Source organism: Propionivibrio soli (assembly GCF_025770765.1).
GTDB classification, from domain to species: domain Bacteria; phylum Pseudomonadota; class Gammaproteobacteria; order Burkholderiales; family Rhodocyclaceae; genus Propionivibrio; species Propionivibrio soli.
Window position 1 is genome coordinate 409,575 of sequence record NZ_JANZKY010000001.1, and the last position, 15,543, is coordinate 425,117.

Genomic DNA, 15,543 nt, shown 5'->3' on the forward strand with positions numbered 1-15,543 from the left:
TATGCCTTGAGCGATTTATGCTTCGCTATCATGCCGGCAAAAAAGAAGCCCGGGAATTCCGGGCGTCTTTCTTGGCGTTTAGGCCGTTTTCAGGCCTGCGAACAGGATTCCGTCATTTCTGCGGTGCCTTATCGATCGCGCCGTCGGGGACCGGAGTCACTTCAGCTTTGCTGTCCGGTAGCAAAGGCGGTTCCGGAGCAACCGCCGAACCGGGCGCACTGGCCGTGACAATCCTTGGCTTGATGAGAAACAGCCGGTCGCGTTTCTGGTGATCCGTGCTCTTGTTTGAAAACAGCATGCCGATCAGCGGAATCTCGCCCAGAATCGGGATGCGGTTTGTGCGCTCGATCTCCTGCTCGCGGTTATAGCCACCGATGATCAGCGACTGGCCTTCGTCAAGTAGCGCCTGCGTACTGATGCTGCTGCGTTGGACCGTAGGCAGCGAATCGACGAACTTGTCCTGGATGTTGCCGTCCTCGACGTCGACGATGAGCTGGATGACATTACGCCCTTCGTTGTGCACGACTCGCGGCGTCACGCGCAGGGTCACGCCTGCCGTAATCGGCGTCACGCTCGCGACGCGTTCGCCCTGCACGCGGATATAGAAGGTCTCAGAGTGGTCGAAGACCGCGCCTTGATTTTCCAGCGTCAGTACGGACGGGCGGCTCTGCACGCGGGCATCGCCGATACCCTCCAACGCCCGGATGCGGGTCACGATGTAATTGCCGGTATCGACGACGAGCGTCGACGGATTGACCGCATTCTTGATCGCCGACCAGTTCACCGAGAGTGCATTCGTCGTGCTCGTGGAGCTTGTCGGCGTATTGAAGCCGATGGCGTTATTGCCGGCACGACCGCCCCAATCGATCCCGAGCTCGGCCGTACGTTCGCTATTGACGTCGACCACCATGGCCTGGATTTCGATCAGCGCCGTCGGCACGTCAAGCTCGCGTATCAGCTCCGCATAGACGGGAATGCGTTCCGGGATGTCCTGCACGATCAGGCTATTCATGCGCACGTCGGCCTGGATCGACGGCGTGCGCGCCCGCGTGCCGCCGGCCACCGCCGTCTCGCCCACGGCCACCGCTTGCCCATTGGCCGCCACAGCGGCCGTTCCGGAGGCGACGGCACCCCCATTGCCCGAAGAAGCGCCGCCGATTTCCGTGATCACGGGCGGTACCGAACGCAAGGGCGCCGCCATCGCGGCCATGGCTTCGTTGTTCACCGCACCGCGCCCACCGCTCGCACCCGTGATCAGGTTGCGAAGAATACTGGCGACGCCGGGCGTGCGGATCTCCTTATCTCGGAAATAGATCGTGCGGTCATCGACGGTGGCGTGCTTGAGGCGGAAAACCGCGACCTGCTGACCGCCTGTGTTCGACGGCAGCGACTTCACCGTCCGCTCGACCAGATCGACATACGCCGGCGGACCGGAGACGAGGACGAGATTCTGTTCCGGCAGTTCGCCCCACCCGAAACGCGTATCCAGAATACCGAGGCTGGTCAGCGCTTCGCGCAACTGCGCCGTACCATTGCCGGCGGCCGAGACCGTCACCGTCTTCTGATCATCTGCGCGGCTAATGAACAGCGTACCGGCGTGCGTAAACCAATTGAAGCCATAAACGCTCGCCAACTTGTTGATGAATTCGGTTGGATTGCGGGCGTTGAAGCGCCCGTTGACCATGCCTTTGACGCCCGGGCCGACATTAAGCGACAGGCTGAAGCTGCCGGCAAAATCCTGCAGCACGGCATCGAGCTTGCGGTCCTGGGCGTAATGGCTGTACGGAGCGTCGGCCCATGGCGGCGCGGCCGCCGTGGCGGTATGGGCCGTCAACAGCGTGACCGCGATCATCGCTCCACGTAACACTCTCCCCAACCCGGTGGCCCGACACCCACCCCACAACGTTGTTCTAGACATCATAACGAGTTACCTGTGCGCACCCAGAAATGGAGTGCATTCGTGAATTCGCCGATTTCGGCATCCAACTCAATTCCAGTGAGATCGCCACTCAGCGACTGCTGCAGTTGCAGCATGCCCGCTTCCCTGTCGAGACACAGCGTGGACGCGTGGTCGCGTAGCATGCCGGCGCCGCTATTCATCAGCCGCTCGACGACCTGCTGCGACGCCGGGCTTCCAGGATCGCCGGGAAGCGGCATCACATTTGCCGTCAAGGTCAGCTGCCCGCCACTGCCGGGCCGCAGATGAATACGGTAGCGGCCGTCGATGACCAGCGTCAGCCGCCCGTCGGCACGCATCGCTGTTGCCGCCAGCCCTCGCCGCGCCATGAAGTCGCGCACGCTTTTATGTTGGTTCGGGGATTCCATTGTTTATTCCTCGGGGTGATTCATGTTCCGGATCAGCCGCAGCACCTCGGCCACCGGCTCGACGAGTTCGGAGGGGATGTATTGATCCACTTCGGCCGTATTCATCAGGGAATGGGCAAGCGGGATGTTCTGCAGCACCGGGACGCCTTCTTCGCGCGCCGCCTTGACCATATTTTCGGCCAGCGTTCCCTCGCCCTTGGCGAGGACAACCGGCAGCGGCGTTGTGTCCTTGTCGTACTGGATGGCGATCGCCAGATGCGTGGGGTTGGTGATCACTACCGACGCCTTGCGCGTCCGCTCCACAGCCCCCGAACTCATCAACTCCTGGTGCAGATGCTTGCGCTGCTGCTTGATCTCGGGGCTGCCTTCCATTTCCTTGTATTCCTGCTTGATTTCGTCCTTGCTCATCATCAGCCCCTTGGTGTGCTGATAACGCTGGTAGACGAAGTCGGCGGCCGCGATGATCGCGTAGACGATCGCCACGTTTACCATCATGTCCTTGAGCATCATGCCGACGGCGATCCCGATGCCGGCGAGTCCGCCTTGCGGAAGCGTCATCATCGTCGGCAGCGCGGCGTGAACGAGCTTGAAGATCAGCGCGGCGAGGAACGTGATCTTGAGAATCGACTTGATCAGCTCGATCAGCCCTTTGAGCGAGAAGATATTCTTCAGGTTGCTCATGACATTGAGCTTCTTCGCCGATGGCTTCAGCGCCTTGAAGGCGAAGTTCATCCCTGTCTGGAACATCTCGGCGAACAAGCCGAGCCCGATCACGATCAGGAGGAAGGGCAGGACGACCCAGATCGCGTCGCGGACAAGCTGCGATATCACGACTTCGGCCGCTTCCTCGAACGGCATGCCGAGCACGTTCACCGGCATCAAGATCATGTCGCCGAGCGACTTCACAAAGCGTTCGGATTGGCTGAGCACGTAGCCGAACAGCGCCAGGATGAGCACCGTCTGCGTGAAGTCCTTGCTGTGCGCGACCTGGCCTTCTTCGCGTGCCTGCCGGAGTTTTTTGGCGGTCGGTTTTTCGGTCTTTTCGCTCACGGCTTACCTCCCGAACCCGGCGCCCGCCACTGCTCGTTGAGCATCGGCGTCAACCCGCGTTGTTCCGAAAGATACTCCGTCCCGTAATGGAATAACGTCGGCAGATAGAGCAACAGGACAACCACCGCCAACGCGCTCTTGATCGGCATGGCGAGGAAGAAGACGTCGAGTTGCGGGACGAAACGGCTGATCAGTGCAAGCCCCACTTCCGACAGAAACATGGCGACGATAGCCGGCGTGCTGAGTAGCACGGCGATGCGCACGATGCGTGCGAACTGCTCGAGCATGAGGGGAATCGTCCCGGCGTGAAGCGTCGGCGCCCAAGTGAAGACGTCCCAGAGCTTGAAGCTGTCATAGAGCGCATCAAGCATCATGCCGAAGCCACCGGCCACCAGAAAGAAAACGATGAACGCCTGGTTGAACAGAATGCCGAGCGGCGACGTGTCGTTTCCAGTGAGGGGATTCAGCGTCGAAGAGATGCTGGCGCCGCGTTGGTTGTCGACGAAAAAGCCGATTCCCTCGAAGGCCCAGAACGGAATGGCAATCAGGTAGCCGAGGGTGAAACCGATGAACGCCTCCTTGACAACGAGCACGAGAACCTGCGCCGCGCCGAAATTGGCGACGGTAACCTCAGGCACCAGCGTCGGCGCGACCATGACGCCGATGCCGGCGGCGATCGCATAACGCAACAGGCCCGGCATGATCTGACGATTGAAGATCGGAATCGCGATGAACATGGCGAGTATCCGTGGCTGCGTACACGCCAGGGCGATCAGGAACGCCCTGGCTTGCGTATAAGTAACGGCCTCGTCCATTTCGTTCCGGTCCTAGCACGCCATCGCGGCGCTCTGCTCCACGCGCCGGGGAGAGGAAAGCCGGGGAATCTCAGCGCAGCGCATGGGGAAAAAGATCGAAGATGACCAGCGTGAAGTTGTACAGCTCGCCGGCCATCCAGCGCACCGTGAGCGAGAGCGTCGCCATCACCGCGATCAGCTTGATCGCGAACGACAGCGTCTGCTCCTGGATCTGAGTCAACGCCTGGAAGAGCGAGAACAAGGTGCCCACGACAGCCGCCACGACAATCGGCGGCAGCGAGAGCATCAACACGAGGTAAAGCGCCTTGTAGACTACGGAGACGACGTCGGTGACGGCCATGGCTGTTCCTAAGCGTAGGTTTGGATCAAGCCATGCACGAGCCGCGACCAGCCGTCGACCATGACGAACAGGAAGAGCTTGAGCGGCAGCGAAATGGTCACCGGCGAAACCATCATCATGCCCATCGAGAGCAGGATATTGGAGATGATCAGGTCGATGACGACGAACGGCAGGTAGAGCAGGAAGCCGATCTCGAAGGCCGACGTCAATTCGCTGACGAGGAACGCTGGCATCAGGACGATGAAGTCGGTCGGTTTTATGTCCGCCGCGAGCTTCGGTCCCCAGAGGCGCTGCGCCGTTTGCACGAAATAATTCCGCTGCTCACCGCGGCTGTTGCGCAGCATGAATTCGCGCAACGGATCGGCGCCCTTCTGAATGCCGCTCATCAGGCCGTCGATGCTCTTCATCGCTGCCGGCTGATGCAACGTCTGCTCGTAAATGCCGTTGCCCACCGGCGCCATGATGTAGGCGGTAATGATCAGGGCCATTCCGTAGAGGGCAAGGTTCGGCGGTATCTGCTGCACGCCGAGCGCATTCCGAATCAGCGACATGACGATGGCGATCTTGAGGAACGACGTCGTCACGACGACAACCGTCGGCAAGAGCGCCATCAGCGCCAGAACGAGCGCGAGGGTGATGGGGTCGAAGCTGGTCATGACCCGCTTTCCGCGAGCGAGGCGATCGTCACGCCCAGACGCCCGTCAACCTCGACGAGTTCGCCGTGGCCGATCAACGCCCCGTTGGCGCGGATGCTGACGGCGCTGCCGAGTGGACGGCCAAGATCAAGCGTCTGCCCGGGTTGCAGGGTTTTCAGTTCGCCGAGCGAAAGCGTGCGTTCACCGAGATCGAAAGTCACGCGGACGGGAATGCTGGCGAGCGGTGCCGGCGCGGCGTCGCCCCGGGTTTCGGATTCGTTGGCGGCCATGGCAAGTGGAATCTCCGTGAAAGCTTGAGTAATCGCGAGTTGTGTGTCTTCACAGCGGGCGCGCACGCCGAATTGGTCCTGGCCCAGCCAGAGCTCACCACCCTGGCTGATCCAGCAATCGTCGATCAGGACGGTGTCGCCGCCCCGCAAGCCGCTCAGTGCCTCTGCAGACAGCGCCGTGCGCCCTATCTCGGCGCGCAGCCGTATCGGCAGCGCGTCCTCGTCGATCGCGTTCACGACGGGCGGCAGCGTGGCGACGGCGCCGGCCATCAACATCAACCCGAGCGAATCGGTCGATAGTGCGCCGTGGATGGCCTGACCATTGCGGTGCAGGGTCAGCAGGAAATGGTGTACCGGCGGGTGTCCCGGTGACGCCGTCCCGGAAGCCGGCGAAGCATCGAGGCGGTCGACCTGTGCCGGTCCACGGCCGAGCGCGACAATCGCTTGCACGGCGTCGGTCAACGCCTCTTGCAGTGCCGCCGCCGCGAAGGGCGACGGCAGCCCCGGCAGATCAAGCTCCGGAAAACGCGCTTCCACCCACGCGATCGCTGTATTTCCCGGCAGCGTGATGAGGACCGGCGCACCGGCCCACTGCGCGTCGACCCGCCATTCGCCTGCGATGTCGCCCGGGCGTTCCAGCACGGGAACGAGCGAGAGCAGCCATTCCTCGCCGCCCAGCGGAACGGACAGTTCGACGGCGCGTTGGGCGAGCAGCGTGCGCGCCTGCGCCTCGTTGCCGGTAAAGCGGCGGAACGGCTTGTGCGGACGAACCGCGGTGTGATTGGCATCCATTGTTCTCTATACCGTACCCAGGCACTCGATCAGACGAGGATCTTCCTCGTCGTCCGTCTGCACACGCATCAACACGTCGCGCGCCAGCCGCTGTGCAAGCGTGCTAGCCAGCTCCGGCAATGCCTCGTTGAGTTGAAGACGCGAACTTTCTACGCGGCAAATGAAGTCCACCTGCAGCCGTCCCTCGCATTCCTCAATCGACACCGTCACGCCCGGCAGATGGTCGTCTTTCAGTTCCATGCGCACCTGTCGATTGCCGCTGCGGCCATCACCCACCATCAGGCGCTCGACTTCGCCGCCGAGGTGCATCGCAAGCTCGGCATGCGCACCCCGGCTGGCGCTGGCTTCCGAAGACGAGCCCTTGCTGCCGAACAAGGCGAATGGCGACGGGACGTCCGTTGCTCCGAAGAAGCCTTCACCCGCCGCTTTGTCGCCGGCCTTCGCGCCCCCCGGGTCCCCGCCCGCCAGCGCCTCCTTGAACCGCTGCTCGGCCTGCGCGTCGGGCGGCGGCCGATCGGCCGGTGTACGGCCCTCCGCCGGCGAACCGAATGTTTGCCGCTGCAACCCCGGCGAGGAGAGATCGAGATCGATGCGGCGATCGGTACTCATGCCGCCTCATCCTGATCCTGATAATCGTCCCAGTCGGCGCGGTCGCGGCGCAGTTCGGCGACCTCCTCCATTTCGGCGTCTTCCTTGCGCTCGAATTCCTTCAGTTCCTCGTCCGAATAAACCTGCACCAGCTCGACGAATTTCTGTTTCATGCGCGTTGCCTGCTTATGCTCTTCGCGCGTCGATTCAAGTTTGTTCTGCTCGGCGACAAGCGCCCGCTCGGCGTCTTCAAGCTTCTTCTCGCGTGTGCGCTCGCCGCTGCGCAGGCTGACGACTTCGTGCTGCACGTCCTCGATGTCGCGCAGTCGGACGATGCGCCGGCACAGTTCGCCGTAGAGGTCACGCTCGTGCACTAGCGCGTATTCTCGAAACTCGCTCAGCACCTGCGCCTCGTCGTCGCGCTGTTTGCTCGCCGCCTGGAACACCTGCCGTTGCTTGAGTACCGCCAGCTCCGCGCGTGTCTCGCGGAAGTCCTTGATGGAGAGAATCTCTTTGAAGGCGTTGGCGGCCATGGCAACGTCACCTTCCGACCAGTTTTTCGAGCGCCTCGACGGTCTGTTCGAGCGTCGATTTCTCGTTCGTCTTCTGGCGCAGGAAGTCACGGATACGCTCCTGCTTATCGATGGCCTCGTCGGTCGTCGGATCGGCGCCGCGCTTGTATTCGCCGATCTTTACCAACAGTTCGACTTCAGCGTACTTGGCCATCAGTTCGCGCAAGCGGCCGGCAGCCGCCTTGTGTTTCGACTCGACGACCGCGTTCATGACCCGCGATGCGGACGCGAGCACGTCGATCGCCGGGTAGTGGTTGGCGGCGGCTAGCTTGCGCGAGAGAACGATATGGCCGTCGAGGATCGAACGGGTCTCGTCGGCCACCGGCTCGTTCATGTCGTCGCCCTCTACGAGCACGGTGTATAGGGCGGTGATCGATCCCTTGTCGTTCATGCCGACGCGTTCCATCAGGCGCGGCAGCGTCGCGAACACACTCGGCGGATAGCCGCGGCGCGTCGGCGGCTCGCCGGCCGCGAGCCCGATTTCGCGCTGGGCGCGCGCAAACCGCGTAACGCTGTCCATGAGAAACAGCACCTTCTTGCCCTGGTCGCGGAAATACTCGGCAACGGCCGTCGCGACGTAGGCGGCCTTGGCGCGTTCCATCGAACTCTTGTCCGACGTTGCACAGACGACGACGCTACGCCGGCGGCCTTCCTCGCCGAGTTCGTGCTCGAGAAACTCCCGCACTTCGCGGCCGCGTTCGCCGATCAGCGCCACGACGGTCACATCGACGTCGGCGCCCTTCACGAGCATGCCCATCAACGTCGACTTGCCGCCGCCGGCGGCGGCGAAGATGCCCATGCGCTGCCCCTCGCCACAGGTGAGTACCGAGTCGATGGCGCGCACGCCGAGTTCGAGCGGCTTGCTGATAACGCGGCGCTTGAGCGGGTCCGGCGCATCGGCAAAGACCGGATAAAACTTGTTCACCTCGAGCGGGCCGCGCTCCTTGGCGTCGAGCGGACGGCCGAGCCCATCGAGTACCCGCCCAAGCAGGCCGCTGCCCACTGGGACCATGTGCGCGCTGCCGGTCGGAATGACTTCCGTCGCGCCGGAGATGCCATACATGTCGCCGATCGGCGTGAGCAGCGCCGCGTCCTTCACGAAGCCGACCACCTCGGCCTTCATCTCGAAGCCTTCGCCGGGATTGCGCAGCAGGCACACCTCGCCGACTTTCACGGTCGGCACGACGGCCTTGATGATCGTGCCGATCACCTGCGTCACGCGCCCCTTGATGTGCAGCGTCGGCGTGGCGTCGAGTGCCAGCGACATCATTTCGGTTATGTGCTCGAACTGGTGCATGCCGCGGCCCTAGATCCGGCTCCCGAGAACCTTCTCGAAGGCGCCGCGCAACGCCTGCAACTGGCCTTCGAGGCTTGCTTCGATCATCCCGATATCGCTCTCGACGATACAGTCGTCGGCCTTCAGTCGATGGTCGGGAACGATGTCCATGTAACCGACGCCGGGGAATGCCGCGAGGATATCGTTGAGCCGCGACTTGACGATCTCGGCCTGCTGCGGATTGACGCGCAACGTGATCTGTTTCTGGTTGCGCATCACGGACAGCGCGCTCTTGACGGCGATCAGCACGCGCTCGTTGTCGTCGAACCCGTCGACGATCTTGCGTACGGCGCGCATGACGAGGTCAACCATCTGGCCCTCGACTTTGCTGAAGTAGTCCACCGTGCGGCTGATGTTGCCGATCATCTGCTCCACCTGCTCCAGGCGTGCCTCCTCCTGGCCTTCCTGATAGCCGCGCTGTCGTTCCTGTTCGAAAGCGCTCTGCGCCTCGGCGACGATTCGCTCAGCCTGCTGCCGCGCTTCGGCGACGATCTGCTCGGCATCGCGCAAGGCGTACACCTCCTCGGTGCTCAGCACCTTGGTGGCCGGGTCGATGCCGACGGCAAAGCGGCGCGCCGGCTCTAAAGGGTTACGGGGAACGATGAAAGCCATACCGGATCAATTTCCTGAAGCAGGGTGAGCGCGCATTGGCGTGCCTCGGCGGGTCGTAACGGCAAACGTTCGACGTTGCCGGGCGCATCGGGCGACAGGCGCAACATGGCGCGGCGTGCGACGGGCGGAGCCGCCTCTGAGAAGGCGCGAGCAAGCAAGGCGCTGCCAAGCACACCCACCTGTTCGCCAGCGGCGCTCAACGGCCACGCCAAGGTGTCGTGATCAAGCCCCGGGTGTATCGCCGGCGCCCGATGCCGTACGAAATCAAGCACCGCATCGCCGATCTGCTCGCGCAACACCTGTACATCGTTGCGCGCGATGCAACGGCGAAAGCGCTGCCCAGCGAGTGTCGCACCGGCCAGTGGAATCAAGGCCGCCAACCGGTCGGCAGGCAGCATGGCAATCGGCAGCACTGGGTCATCGAAGCTCGTCACCGTACCAAGGTCCAAGGAACGCATCAGCTCGGCAGACCACAGCCGGTGCAGCAAAGGCGACGCGATGTCCGCGTCCCGTACAACGTCGGGAACGAACTGCGCCGCCTGTGCGGGATGCAAATTGAGACTAGGCAGCAGACAGAACGCGAGCAGCGACCCGGCCAAGGGATGCCGGAATCCGCGTGCGCGGTTGCTGCCCGTCATACTCAGTGCCCGCCCTCGTTGCCGGCGGCTGCCGCTTGGCGCCGAGCCGGCAGCCAGAACTTCCAGGCCAGAAATCCAGCGCACGCCGTGCTCAGCAGTGCCAAAACGGCTAGGACAACGGCAACGGCCACCGGTACGCCGCCCGTCGCAGCCGCGGATTCCGTCGGTTTGTTCTCGCCGGAGGCCGGGGGCGTCTGCGCGCCAATCAGAACGATGGACACGCGCTCGGGCGACAGGCTCGGAATGCTGTTCGTCACGAGCTTGCGGATCTGCGGCTGTACGGTGTCGAGGTTGTAGCCTTCCTGATGCTTGATGAAGACGGCCGCCGTCGACGGCGTCAGAGGCTCGCCCGAACTGTTGCGTTCGGGCAGCACCACGTGCACGCGCGCCGTGATGACGCCGTCAATCTGCGCCAGCGTGTCCCGCAGCTCCTGTGACAGGGCATAGATGTATCGGGCGCGCTCTTCCAGCGGAGACGAAATCAGACCCTCTTTCTTGAAAACGTCGCCCATGCCGGGGTGGCGCTCGCGCGGCAACCCCTTGGCACGGAGCAGATCGACGGCACGCCCAACCTGCGACGCCTCGACCGAAAGACCCACCATGCCTTCCTTGCCGGGAATCTTGCTGGCCGCGATACCGGCATTCATCAAGGCAGCGATGACTTCGTTGGCCTCTTCCTCCGGCATGCTAGCCATCAACTCGACCCGGCTGCCGCAGGCCGCGACGAGGATCGCGGCAACCGCGACAAGGCAATAGCGGATCACGACCCGTTTGATTCCTGTCCTCATGAGATCTTGACCAATTGTTCGATGTTGGAGGTCGACCGGCTCAATACCTTGCCGACGAGGTCATATTGAATCGACATCTGCGTCAGGTTCATCTGCAGCTTGAGCATCTCGGCAGTCGTCAGCGTACCGCCGCCGTCGAGCACATCGTTGACGTTCTTCCATGACTGTTGGAAGTCGCTCGACAGGTTGTTGAGCCCGTTGAGAATGCGCTCGCCCATGGTTCCCGTCGCCTGCGGGGCGGGAAGGGCTGCTTGACCGCTCTGCACCATCTGCGCCGCCTGGCCGGTCGCCGCCGGATCGGCCTGCATGATCGCCGCAAAGCGTTCGGTCGCCAGCGCGTCAGGCGCGCCCGCCGCGGTTACGGCCGGAGTCGTCTGTGTCGTCGCTACATTGATTGCCATCCCCACACCGGCAATATCCATCATGCACCCCCATCATGTTGTCGCGGCGGGCGTTCACCACGTGTATCAACTGCCGCCTGATGCGTTTTCTCGTTTGTGCTTCTTTGTGTTTCAGTCTGTCGTACCGTCGCAGGTCGGCCCGGCCTGCCCCAACATCGCCCGTGCCAGCCTGACATTGCCTGCCGCCTTCAGCGCCCGGACGCTTTCCGAAGTCCGGCCTGCGAGATGCAGAACGAATCCACGGAAAGCCTCGAGCTCGGCGCGTTCGTCCTTATCCTCAACATGGGCCAGCGCATCGGCCAGGATGTGGGCGGCTTCATCGTGGCGGCCAACGTTCGCATGCGCGATGGCGCGCCCGATATGGGCAAACGCACGCTGGGGGCGCAGACGCGCCAACGCGCCGAAGATGATTTCGGCGCGTCGGATGTCCCCAGCCCCCGCAGCGAGGAAGCCTACTTCCGTGAGTAGGCGGATTTCTTCAGGTTGAAACAGGTTCTGTCCTCTTATCCATCAGCGCGAGCATTCCCTCGGCCCGCTCGCGCGTGTTCTCAAAGCCGCCTTTTTCGTTGCAGTAGCGGACGACGAGCTCAAGCAGTTTACGCGCCTCGGCAAATGAATGGCGCAACAGTTCGCATTCGGCGATCGACAGCATGTGCTCGGGATTGTCGGGCTCGATGTTGGCGGCGAAGGCAAAGTTGGCCACCGCTTCGTCGTAGCGCCCCAGCATCTGGTTGCACAGAGCGAGCCCGGCCAGATACTTAGCCTCCGTCGGACGGTACAGGGTAAGGAAGCCGAAGCGCTTGAGCGCATCGGCGTAGCGCCCTTGAGCAACGAGATTATGGGCGATCAAGTAGATCGTCTCGGTGTCGGAAGAGGTGAGACGCTTCGACGACGGCAGCGCGTCGAGTTGCGCCTTCAGATCGGCAATCGCGTCGGAAACAGTGGTGTTTTCGGTAGTCGTGTCCATAACGGTCTCCTCAAACGTTGCGTGCGATGCCGCGGTTGGTTTCGGCCTGTGCCTGCTGGATAGCGGCGATCTTGTCCTTCACGTCCTGGATGATTTCGAGCGCTTGCTGCATCATTTCTTTGGCATGCTCGACGCCGGCTTCGTGAACCTTGGCTTCGGCCTCCAGCTTCCCTTTGGCATGCTCATGTTCGGCTGCCTGATACGTCAGCACCGAACTGACAATGCCGCCAGAAGACGAAACGACTTGCGAAACCCCCGTGCCGATCTGCCCGGTGGCCTGCGCCCTGCTGCCCCAGTAGCTCGCCTCGGCGGTCTGTTCCGCGGCAGTCGCTTTCAGTCCGCTGGCCTTGCCCGCATAGGTTTTGCTCAACGCCTCGTTTCCGTCGGCTAGGAATTGCTTCGACTTGGCGGTGGCTTCATCGAACGACTTGGTAGTCTTCGCCGCTTCGGTACCGGCATCCAGCGCCGTACCCGCCTGGCCGATTTGCACAGCCCCCGCTCCGATCTGCACGCAACCGGCGGCGATACCCATAGCGCCCTGCACGATTCCCGCTGCCAGGTGCTGAGCTGCCGCCTTCTTCATTTCGTCGGCAGCACTGTTCAGAGCCGAAATCTGCGACGAAAGCTCGGCCGCACGCTGCTCGCGCCCAGCCTTGCGCATCGTCATCGCACACTGCTGGAACACCTTCATGAGTTCCATGCTGTCGATCAATACATCACCCGAGTTGAAGCTCTCGAGATGCTTCAAGGCATCGAGCTGTTCCTCGCTGGTGACGGTCCGCCCATCGGCGAGTTTGATCGCGACGCCGTCTTTGAGCAGGCGGTGCTCGATCTGGCTGAGCAGCTCCGGCGTGATGTCGGTCACCGCCTTCGTGATCGACGCTTCGTCGGTCGTCTTCACGCCGCCTTCCTGGCTGACTTCGATGTTGTACTGCTGGCCACCAGCCGTTACGCTTGTAATTGCCATCGTGTTCCCCTTGTTCTCGCTCACTCCGGGTCAGACCGCCGCGCGGCCGCCCTTGAGATTGGCCGTGATGTCGGACAGGCTCTGCGCCGATCCGGCGATCAGGTCGCTGATGCTCTGCAACGACTCCTCGATCTGCTTGATGACCTTCTTCATCTCTTCGGAGTCTTCCTCCATGGCCTTCATGAGCGCCATGGTGATGGCATCGATCTTCTTCTTGTCGGCAAGCGCGTTTTCGGCTCCGCTGGTGGCTTTCGACTCCTCGATCTGGGCGATGCCCGAGCCCACCCCCGCTGCACCTGAGGCGACTTGCGTCGCTCCCTGGGCAATGCCGGCGGCTCTGCTGCCGACTTGAGAGGCCGTCGTCGCCGTCTTGCCGGCGATATTGGCTGCCGACCCTGCAGCACTGCCGCCCATGCTCAAAACGGCGGCAACAACACCGACGGTCACCGTAGTGGCGATCGTCACTGCCATCGACACCTTGGCGATGGTATCCGGGTCGACGCCGCCGAGTTCCATGCTGCCTGCGACTACGTTCGTCGCGAATTGAGGATCGATCAGCAAAGCAGCGCCGCTCGTGAGCGCCATCGCGGCGACGCCGGACACGATCTTGCCGATACTTTCAGCCTTTTCTTTTGGAACACCGCACGCCTGTAGCGCCGCGCCAATGGCCTTAGTAAGCAGTGATGAAAGCTCAAGAGGCGGTCCCCCACATTCCTGGCTGATCGCGCTGGCCATCGAGATGGTAGCCGCCGCCAGGCACATCGCGGAGATAGCGAGCGCCGGTGCTGCCGCGCCACCGGTAGCAACGGTGGCAACGGCTGCCAGCCCCGTGGCGATGGCCGCGCCGACGAGCGCCAGCGCCTTGCCGATCCAGCCGAAGATCTTCTTGAAGATCGACGCGTGCTTAGCTTCGGCACATTGCCTAGCGTATTCCTCGATCTTCTCGATGGCCTTCTTGTGGCTCTCGGCCATCTTCAGTTTCGAAGTTTCAAGGCTTTCTTTGGCGGATTTCAACTGCGCGTCCTGGGTTTTGGTACCCAGCATGCGCAACGCATCGCCGAGGTCCTCGGCCGAGAAGCTGATCTTTACGCCGTCGATCTCGGGTGCTCCGTTGGCATCGGCGACCCCAGGCGTTGCGTTACCTTGTTGGGTCGTGTTGCTCTTCATGTACTGCAGCGCTTTCTGCTGCAGTTCTTCGAGCATGGCGGTGGAGAGCTTGGATAGCTGCTGGGCCGCCGCGTTGGCGTCCGTGTCGGCAACTGCAAAATTACCCGTGCCGAAGCTGGACGGCGAATTTACGAATACGCCTGTCATTCGGGGTTCCTCCCGTTTTCGGATTGTGGCGCTTTGAGGAGATCGAGCATCGCTTGAGCACGCGTTTTCAGTGCTTCCTGATCCGGTTTCTCACACAGCCCGACGACAATGCTGAGCGCATCGACCGCCTCGGGTATCCGGCCGAGCGCGATGAGGCACTCGGCGGTGTGGAAGATCGGACCGGGGTTTGATATTTCCATCATCGACGCGAGACCGTAGAACGCGATCGCGTCCTCGTGACGCTTCTGCATCTGCAGGCAGGAGGCGTAGGAGTTCACGAAACGACGCTCGAGCGGATTGTTCATCACGAGGAACCCGAACGCCTTGAGCGCATCAAGGTAGCGCGCCTGGGCGTAGAAACTGTGGCCCAAGGCGTACAAGGCCTCGTAATCGGTGTCGTCATACCCGAGCAGATCGCCGAGCGTTGCGCCGTTCGTGAAAGCTTCGGTCACGCGCGCGATGATCGCATCGAGATCGGGAGCGGGGGCTTGCTGGATGGTGTCCATTACGCTTTCCTTTATTGAAGATGTCAGCGGAAATTGGCGAGGATAGTGGCGCGGGCCTCGGACATCTTTTTGACGAGGTTGGTCATGATCTCGAACACCTCGTTGCGCTTGTTGCTCATGCCCTGCAGTCGCAACATATCCATTTGCTGACTGTTGGCCTTGGCGTCGATCTTGCCCTTGAGTTCCTCGGCCCAGACGTCGAACGTCTTCTGCTTGGCGCTGTAGATGCCGGTACCCGCTTCACTGACTTCATCCAAACCCGTTGGCATCGTCAGGCCGGCGTCCTTGATCCGCTGGCACAAGTCGCGACCGGCTTGCTGCGACGATCCCAGATTGGCCCGCTGATCGGCGGCGTCGCCGGAAGGGCGCAAACTGCGCAAGTCAGTCAATAACTTATTCATGCCGGCGATTTCACCATTGCCATCGCTAACACGTTGCATGTAGTCCTTCAATTGCACTTCAAGGCCATCGGCGCGATCCAATTGCATCTTCATCATCGCTTCTTCGAGAGTCAGACCCTGTATTTGGATCGGTGAAACGTCGCGCGGGCTGATCGGTGAAGTCATTGCAGTCCTCTGTGCTCTTCCGGTCGGAAGGGGCGCCATGC

At 62.2% G+C, this 15,543-nt stretch carries 20 protein-coding genes; 1 reads left to right on the forward strand and 19 read right to left on the reverse strand.

Annotation, left to right across the window (positions count from 1 at the left end; translation table 11 throughout):
* Positions 1-112 precede the first annotated feature (112 nt).
* From sctC to sctI, 14 genes are all read right to left on the reverse strand, one after another.
* Complete coding sequence (gene sctC, locus NZ453_RS01810) at positions 113-1,921, reverse strand: type III secretion system outer membrane ring subunit SctC (RefSeq protein WP_263768568.1); 1,809 nt, start codon at positions 1,919-1,921, stop codon at positions 113-115.
* Positions 1,918-2,325, reverse strand: coding sequence for a CesT family type III secretion system chaperone (locus NZ453_RS01815; RefSeq protein WP_263768569.1), 408 nt, complete (start codon positions 2,323-2,325; stop codon positions 1,918-1,920). Before NZ453_RS01815 ends, sctC begins: the two co-directional genes overlap by 4 nt.
* Before the next feature lie 3 nt (positions 2,326-2,328).
* Positions 2,329-3,375 carry a type III secretion system export apparatus subunit SctU gene (gene sctU / locus NZ453_RS01820; protein WP_263768570.1) on the reverse strand — a complete coding sequence of 349 codons (1,047 nt, stop codon included), beginning with the start codon at positions 3,373-3,375 and terminating at the stop codon, positions 2,329-2,331.
* Positions 3,372-4,190, reverse strand: a complete 819-nt coding sequence (sctT, locus tag NZ453_RS01825) for a type III secretion system export apparatus subunit SctT (RefSeq protein WP_263768571.1) — start codon at positions 4,188-4,190, stop codon at positions 3,372-3,374. The genes sctU and sctT overlap by 4 nt, the downstream gene beginning before the upstream one ends.
* A 70-nt stretch (positions 4,191-4,260) precedes the next feature.
* Positions 4,261-4,530, reverse strand: coding sequence for a type III secretion system export apparatus subunit SctS (gene sctS / locus NZ453_RS01830; protein WP_263768572.1), 270 nt, complete (start codon positions 4,528-4,530; stop codon positions 4,261-4,263).
* Positions 4,531-4,538: 8 nt separating this feature from the next.
* Positions 4,539-5,186 (reverse strand): type III secretion system export apparatus subunit SctR, encoded by a 648-nt coding sequence (sctR, locus tag NZ453_RS01835; RefSeq protein WP_263768573.1) that lies wholly within the window; start codon positions 5,184-5,186, stop codon positions 4,539-4,541.
* Positions 5,183-6,247 carry a type III secretion system cytoplasmic ring protein SctQ gene (sctQ, locus tag NZ453_RS01840; RefSeq protein ID WP_263768574.1) on the reverse strand — a complete coding sequence of 355 codons (1,065 nt, stop codon included), beginning with the start codon at positions 6,245-6,247 and terminating at the stop codon, positions 5,183-5,185. Before sctQ ends, sctR begins: the two co-directional genes overlap by 4 nt.
* Positions 6,248-6,253: 6 nt before the next feature.
* Positions 6,254-6,856: a hypothetical protein gene (locus NZ453_RS01845; protein WP_263768575.1), complete on the reverse strand. Its 603-nt coding sequence runs from the start codon at positions 6,854-6,856 to the stop codon at positions 6,254-6,256.
* Entirely contained in the window at positions 6,853-7,368 is a 516-nt protein-coding gene (gene sctO, locus NZ453_RS01850) for a type III secretion protein (protein ID WP_263768577.1), read from the reverse strand. The genes NZ453_RS01845 and sctO overlap by 4 nt, the downstream gene beginning before the upstream one ends.
* A 7-nt stretch (positions 7,369-7,375) precedes the next feature.
* Positions 7,376-8,704, reverse strand: a complete 1,329-nt coding sequence (gene sctN, locus NZ453_RS01855) for a type III secretion system ATPase SctN (RefSeq protein ID WP_263768578.1) — start codon at positions 8,702-8,704, stop codon at positions 7,376-7,378.
* A gap of 9 nt (positions 8,705-8,713) precedes the next feature.
* Positions 8,714-9,355, reverse strand: coding sequence for an HrpE/YscL family type III secretion apparatus protein (locus NZ453_RS01860; protein ID WP_263768579.1), 642 nt, complete (start codon positions 9,353-9,355; stop codon positions 8,714-8,716).
* Positions 9,325-9,993, reverse strand: coding sequence for a SctK family type III secretion system sorting platform protein (locus tag NZ453_RS01865; protein ID WP_263768580.1), 669 nt, complete (start codon positions 9,991-9,993; stop codon positions 9,325-9,327). Before NZ453_RS01865 ends, NZ453_RS01860 begins: the two co-directional genes overlap by 31 nt.
* Before the next feature lie 2 nt (positions 9,994-9,995).
* Positions 9,996-10,781, reverse strand: coding sequence for a type III secretion system inner membrane ring lipoprotein SctJ (gene sctJ / locus NZ453_RS01870; protein WP_275983005.1), 786 nt, complete (start codon positions 10,779-10,781; stop codon positions 9,996-9,998).
* Entirely contained in the window at positions 10,778-11,206 is a 429-nt protein-coding gene (gene sctI, locus NZ453_RS01875) for a type III secretion system inner rod subunit SctI (RefSeq protein WP_263768581.1), read from the reverse strand. Before sctI ends, sctJ begins: the two co-directional genes overlap by 4 nt.
* A gap of 201 nt (positions 11,207-11,407) precedes the next feature.
* Here sctI and NZ453_RS01880 point away from each other — a divergent pair, with 201 nt between their 5' ends.
* Positions 11,408-11,650: a hypothetical protein gene (locus NZ453_RS01880; protein WP_263768582.1), complete on the forward strand. Its 243-nt coding sequence runs from the start codon at positions 11,408-11,410 to the stop codon at positions 11,648-11,650.
* A gap of 10 nt (positions 11,651-11,660) precedes the next feature.
* Here the strand turns inward: NZ453_RS01880 and NZ453_RS01885 are convergent, their stop codons facing one another.
* From NZ453_RS01885 to NZ453_RS01905, 5 genes are read right to left on the reverse strand one after another with little or no spacing between them, the layout of a single operon-like run.
* Entirely contained in the window at positions 11,661-12,149 is a 489-nt protein-coding gene (locus NZ453_RS01885; protein WP_263768583.1) for a SycD/LcrH family type III secretion system chaperone, read from the reverse strand.
* A 10-nt stretch (positions 12,150-12,159) separates the two neighbouring features.
* Positions 12,160-13,116 carry a type III secretion system translocon subunit SctB gene (gene sctB / locus NZ453_RS01890; protein WP_263768584.1) on the reverse strand — a complete coding sequence of 319 codons (957 nt, stop codon included), beginning with the start codon at positions 13,114-13,116 and terminating at the stop codon, positions 12,160-12,162.
* Positions 13,117-13,146: 30 nt separating this feature from the next.
* Complete coding sequence (gene sctE / locus NZ453_RS01895) at positions 13,147-14,430, reverse strand: type III secretion system translocon subunit SseC family protein (protein ID WP_263768585.1); 1,284 nt, start codon at positions 14,428-14,430, stop codon at positions 13,147-13,149.
* Positions 14,427-14,936, reverse strand: coding sequence for a SycD/LcrH family type III secretion system chaperone (locus NZ453_RS01900; protein ID WP_263768586.1), 510 nt, complete (start codon positions 14,934-14,936; stop codon positions 14,427-14,429). Before NZ453_RS01900 ends, sctE begins: the two co-directional genes overlap by 4 nt.
* 23 nt (positions 14,937-14,959) lie before the next feature.
* The gene (locus NZ453_RS01905) at positions 14,960-15,502 is read right to left on the reverse strand and encodes a hypothetical protein (RefSeq protein WP_263768588.1); all 543 of its coding nucleotides are present in this window, start codon (positions 15,500-15,502) and stop codon (positions 14,960-14,962) included.
* Positions 15,503-15,543: the final 41 nt, after the last annotated feature.

What these genes read in the sequence shown, in the direction of transcription:
- sctC (WP_263768568.1), bottom strand. Translation starts at nt 1,921, where the DNA reads ATGATGTCTAGAACAACGTTGTGGGGTGGGTGTCGGGCCACCGGGTTG.
- NZ453_RS01815 (WP_263768569.1), bottom strand. Translation starts at nt 2,325, where the DNA reads ATGGAATCCCCGAACCAACATAAAAGCGTGCGCGACTTCATGGCGCGG.
- sctT (WP_263768571.1), bottom strand. Translation starts at nt 4,190, where the DNA reads ATGGACGAGGCCGTTACTTATACGCAAGCCAGGGCGTTCCTGATCGCC.
- sctS (WP_263768572.1), bottom strand. Translation starts at nt 4,530, where the DNA reads ATGGCCGTCACCGACGTCGTCTCCGTAGTCTACAAGGCGCTTTACCTC.
- sctR (WP_263768573.1), bottom strand. Translation starts at nt 5,186, where the DNA reads ATGACCAGCTTCGACCCCATCACCCTCGCGCTCGTTCTGGCGCTGATG.
- sctQ (WP_263768574.1), bottom strand. Translation starts at nt 6,247, where the DNA reads ATGGATGCCAATCACACCGCGGTTCGTCCGCACAAGCCGTTCCGCCGC.
- NZ453_RS01845 (WP_263768575.1), bottom strand. Translation starts at nt 6,856, where the DNA reads ATGAGTACCGATCGCCGCATCGATCTCGATCTCTCCTCGCCGGGGTTG.
- sctO (WP_263768577.1), bottom strand. Translation starts at nt 7,368, where the DNA reads ATGGCCGCCAACGCCTTCAAAGAGATTCTCTCCATCAAGGACTTCCGC.
- sctN (WP_263768578.1), bottom strand. Translation starts at nt 8,704, where the DNA reads ATGCACCAGTTCGAGCACATAACCGAAATGATGTCGCTGGCACTCGAC.
- NZ453_RS01860 (WP_263768579.1), bottom strand. Translation starts at nt 9,355, where the DNA reads ATGGCTTTCATCGTTCCCCGTAACCCTTTAGAGCCGGCGCGCCGCTTT.
- NZ453_RS01865 (WP_263768580.1), bottom strand. Translation starts at nt 9,993, where the DNA reads ATGACGGGCAGCAACCGCGCACGCGGATTCCGGCATCCCTTGGCCGGG.
- sctJ (WP_275983005.1), bottom strand. Translation starts at nt 10,781, where the DNA reads ATGAGGACAGGAATCAAACGGGTCGTGATCCGCTATTGCCTTGTCGCG.
- sctI (WP_263768581.1), bottom strand. Translation starts at nt 11,206, where the DNA reads ATGATGGATATTGCCGGTGTGGGGATGGCAATCAATGTAGCGACGACA.
- NZ453_RS01880 (WP_263768582.1), top strand. Translation starts at nt 11,408, where the DNA reads ATGCAGAACGAATCCACGGAAAGCCTCGAGCTCGGCGCGTTCGTCCTT.
- NZ453_RS01885 (WP_263768583.1), bottom strand. Translation starts at nt 12,149, where the DNA reads ATGGACACGACTACCGAAAACACCACTGTTTCCGACGCGATTGCCGAT.
- sctB (WP_263768584.1), bottom strand. Translation starts at nt 13,116, where the DNA reads ATGGCAATTACAAGCGTAACGGCTGGTGGCCAGCAGTACAACATCGAA.
- sctE (WP_263768585.1), bottom strand. Translation starts at nt 14,430, where the DNA reads ATGACAGGCGTATTCGTAAATTCGCCGTCCAGCTTCGGCACGGGTAAT.
- NZ453_RS01900 (WP_263768586.1), bottom strand. Translation starts at nt 14,936, where the DNA reads ATGGACACCATCCAGCAAGCCCCCGCTCCCGATCTCGATGCGATCATC.
- NZ453_RS01905 (WP_263768588.1), bottom strand. Translation starts at nt 15,502, where the DNA reads ATGACTTCACCGATCAGCCCGCGCGACGTTTCACCGATCCAAATACAG.